This window comes from Microcoleus sp. w2-18bC1, assembly GCF_036700365.1.
In the GTDB taxonomy this organism is placed as follows: domain Bacteria; phylum Cyanobacteriota; class Cyanobacteriia; order Cyanobacteriales; family Microcoleaceae; genus Microcoleus.
The window spans coordinates 1-3,448 of record NZ_JAUBOS010000137.1; the positions used below are offsets into that span (position 1 = coordinate 1).

Genomic DNA, 3,448 nt, shown 5'->3' on the forward strand with positions numbered 1-3,448 from the left:
ATTAATTATGAAATGGAACCGAAAGATCAAAAACAAAGGTAACGCGAGTTAATGCAGTTTAGATGTCGAACAGCTTAGTGCGATTGCCTCTAGTTTTTTTTTGGGAGTTTACCGATCGATTGAGTGCTTCAGATGATAACTTTGCCTCCATTGAAGCCGCCGTAGAAGAAGGATGCACCGTTTATGGCAACCTGCTGAAAACCATTGGGCTTATCCTACCCGTCAACGGTGGAGAGGCGATGACCATAGTGGTGGGAATCTTGGCTGGTACCACCTTGCCAATTTTGCCCGTGCAGATTCTCTGGGTTAATATGGTCGGTTCCGTCGCCCTTAGTGCCACTCTAGCTTTTGAGCCATTATAGGCTGACACTATGCGCGGTTTGCCCCTCTTGCATCATGTGATAGCGATCGTCACTCTAATTGGCGCGGCTGGAATTTATGGGTTTGAGCGAACTTCCTAATCGATCGCCCTATGCGGTTATTTGACAGCAACGCTGGCTACATTTTTTGTGAGTCAGGATGCTGAGAGCGATCGATCAGAAATAGCGGCTACACAATCAATTCAAGCAGTGTCAACCGAAATTACTGCACTGCCAAGGTTCAATCCTGCTTGACGAAAAGGTTGAGACCTGTGAATTGCTAACCTTGGATTTGAGCATGAGGTCGATCGCTCTCGATGCGATACTAGAGAAACGATGATGTCTGTCCAATTATAGATCACATTTTACTCTAAACTCTTCCAAGCGAGAGATGATTTTTGATTTTGGGAAATTTACTATAGCAATACCCTCTAGCCACTCACATAAAACTACTTAAAATAATGGAAAAACAAGCCGAATAAATTCATGACAGGGAATCCCAAAAAAGTTGATCCAGGATAAATCCTATATTGCACTGTTCAATAGTGCGGACTATTTTTCTAGAACCCAATGGCTAATTTTCTATGACTTTGAGCCCCGGTGGGTAATTAAATCAATGTCATCTCCACTCCTGACTTGCATTTAATTCGACTTTTTTATGTTCCTTGCCCTCTAAAGCTTGTAGTATCGTTCCCAAAAAAGCCCGCACTATTGAATGTTAACCTGGTTCTATTTATTACATTGACACGATAAACTCATGGAAAACACATTGTTCGATCGCACATTCCGCGACAGCGAAGGCCAAATTGTTATAGCTCAGATGCCAAATCTACCACTGAGTGTCGGGATTATAGCTAGTTTATTAACGCTCATTGTTACAACAGGAAAAGTTAATCTAGGATTGGAGCTAGTCGCCTTTGGATCTTTGTTTACTTGGGCTTGGGAAGAATTATTTCAAGGCGTTAATTACTTTCGTAGAGCATTAGGTCTGATTGTGCTGGTTGGTCTAATTGCGGGGAAACTTCAATAATTAGGTAAGCATAAATCAAATCAAGAAGGTATATAAGCTGTCACGCATTTAAATTGCATATTCTGGCGGGCGGGACGCCCACCCCACCCAAGGGGATTGTTTTGTGACATTCAGTTTAAATGCACAACAGCTTAGCACTGGGAGCATCTCAATGAAAGCAGCCCAGCTAGAAATTGGAGTTTTGAGGCAGGAGTTTTGAGGCTCTCTTGCTGCGGGGAAAGAGGAAGAAGGAAAGATCCCGAATAAGTGTTTTTACAAATATGAGATGCTCCCTCCCGATCGCGGGCATGGTGATCAGTTTTCTGAAGATTGATGAAATGCGTGGCGAAAAGACAGAACAACCTTCTGGTTGATGTAGAAGCTAGTTGGCTTGAGGTTTCGGTTAAGATATTTTGTTTTAAGTCTCTGGGAGAGCAATTATGAAAGGTTTAAAGGGAAAAAATGCACTCATTACTGGAGCGAGTTCAGGCATTGGGCAGGCGATCGCCATTCGTCTCGCCCAAGAAGGTTGCAACATTGCCGTTAACTATCGCCAAAGCTTAGAAGAGGCAGAAGATACTGAAGAAATTGCTCTGCAAAAAGCCTGTGGACAAGCATCGGAATGCGGGGTTGAAACCCTATTAGTTCAGGGAGATGTCTCCAAAGAAGACGACATCCTTCGTATGGTGAATACTGTCATTGATAAATTTGGTAGTCTGGATATCCTAATTAATAATGCTGGGATTCAAACAGAAAGCGCATCCCATGAAGTGCCAACCGATGAATTCGATCGCGTGATTGCTGTCAATTTACGGGGCGCATATTTGTGTGCGCGGGAAACCATTAAGCATCTGTTAGAGCAGCAGCGCTCTGGGGTGATTATCAATATTTCGAGTGTGCATGAAATCATTCCCCGCCCGATGTATATCAGCTATTCCATCAGCAAAGGCGGCATGGGAAATTTAACGAAAACCCTAGCGTTGGAATACGCAAACCGAGGCATCCGCGTCAATGCTATTGCGCCCGGTGCAACAATTACACCGATTAATGAAAGCTGGACGGACAATCCAGAACAAAAGGCAGTAGTGGAAAGCCATATCCCAATGGGACGGGCAGGCAGATCGGAGGAAATGGCGGCATCTGTTGCCTTTCTCGCATCAGATGAAGCGGCTTACATTACGGGACAAACGCTCTATATAGATGGTGGATTGACCCTCTATGCTGACTTTCGCGAATCTTGGTCTGCCTAAATTAACTGGGAGAAACTATGTGGAGGAAATAGGCGATCGCTGTCATTCGATTTTAGATTTTAGATTTTAGATTTTGGATTGACCCACGGATAAATTCAGGGGCTTGAGGATTTTAGATTTTAGCTTTTGGATTGATTCCATGGATAAATCCGGGGGCTTGTACCATCAAGAAATTTTTGGTCATTTTACCTAAACAAGGATTTTTTTTGGCGATCGCTTTCTTTACTCACCGGACACTAGACTAAAACGCACTAAGGTGTCATGCAGATATGATTGAACGTGGCAGCCAGGAAGGTATTGCGGAGGAGTTATACGGCAAAGATGTCAAGTAGTGGTATCTTGGTGCATAAAAATCCAATAATTTATTTAGTTGATGAAATTAACAGAGAAGAATCATCGCTCGCGCTGGCGTGAATACGATCCAGCAATCAATAGTTTCTGCTATTAATGTAAGTCATGAAATTAATTGATTGTGTTGACATTTGATTCGGATTTTGGAGCGATTTTTTGGGATAATTTTTTCCACTTTTGCCCTTTTTTCGTGGGCATAAAATGGTATTTTCCAGCGCCAAGACGCTGTGAGCTATAGATGCCCGCATGACCTGAAAAAAGGTAGCTCATCACACAAGCGATCGCCACAAACACCCCAGATTCTAGTCCAAAAAGTTCAATTCCCATTAAAGTAGCAGCGATCGGTGTATTTGCAGCGCCGCCAAAAACTGCCACAAATCCCATGCCCGCTAATAAAGGTGCTGGTAAGCTGTTGTGCATTTAAAACGCATAGTGGTATAATATAACATAATGATATTCAGACAAAGTGAATGCCTGCT

3 protein-coding genes and 1 pseudogene are annotated in these 3,448 nt (G+C 43.1%); 3 read left to right on the plus strand and 1 reads right to left on the minus strand.

All coding sequences use genetic code 11. The annotated features are described in order from the left end of the window. Window positions 1-128: 128 nt before the first annotated feature. From QT979_RS28595 to QT979_RS28605, 3 genes and pseudogenes are all read left to right on the plus strand, one after another. A pseudogene (locus QT979_RS28595) lies at window positions 129-356 on the plus strand (hypothetical protein); the annotation flags it as partial. Between the two features lie 760 nt (window positions 357-1,116). Further along, a complete protein-coding gene (locus tag QT979_RS28600) occupies window positions 1,117-1,389 on the plus strand; it encodes a hypothetical protein (RefSeq protein ID WP_333152057.1) in 273 nt (90 codons plus the stop codon). Window positions 1,390-1,808: 419 nt separating this feature from the next. After that, window positions 1,809-2,618 carry an SDR family oxidoreductase gene (locus QT979_RS28605; RefSeq protein ID WP_333312358.1) on the plus strand — a complete coding sequence of 270 codons (810 nt, stop codon included), beginning with the start codon at window positions 1,809-1,811 and terminating at the stop codon, window positions 2,616-2,618. A gap of 462 nt (window positions 2,619-3,080) precedes the next feature. Here QT979_RS28605 and QT979_RS28610 read toward each other — a convergent pair whose 3' ends face one another. Further along, window positions 3,081-3,389: a chloride channel protein gene (locus tag QT979_RS28610; RefSeq protein ID WP_333312359.1), complete on the minus strand. Its 309-nt coding sequence runs from the start codon at window positions 3,387-3,389 to the stop codon at window positions 3,081-3,083. Between the last annotated feature and the right edge of the window lie 59 nt (window positions 3,390-3,448).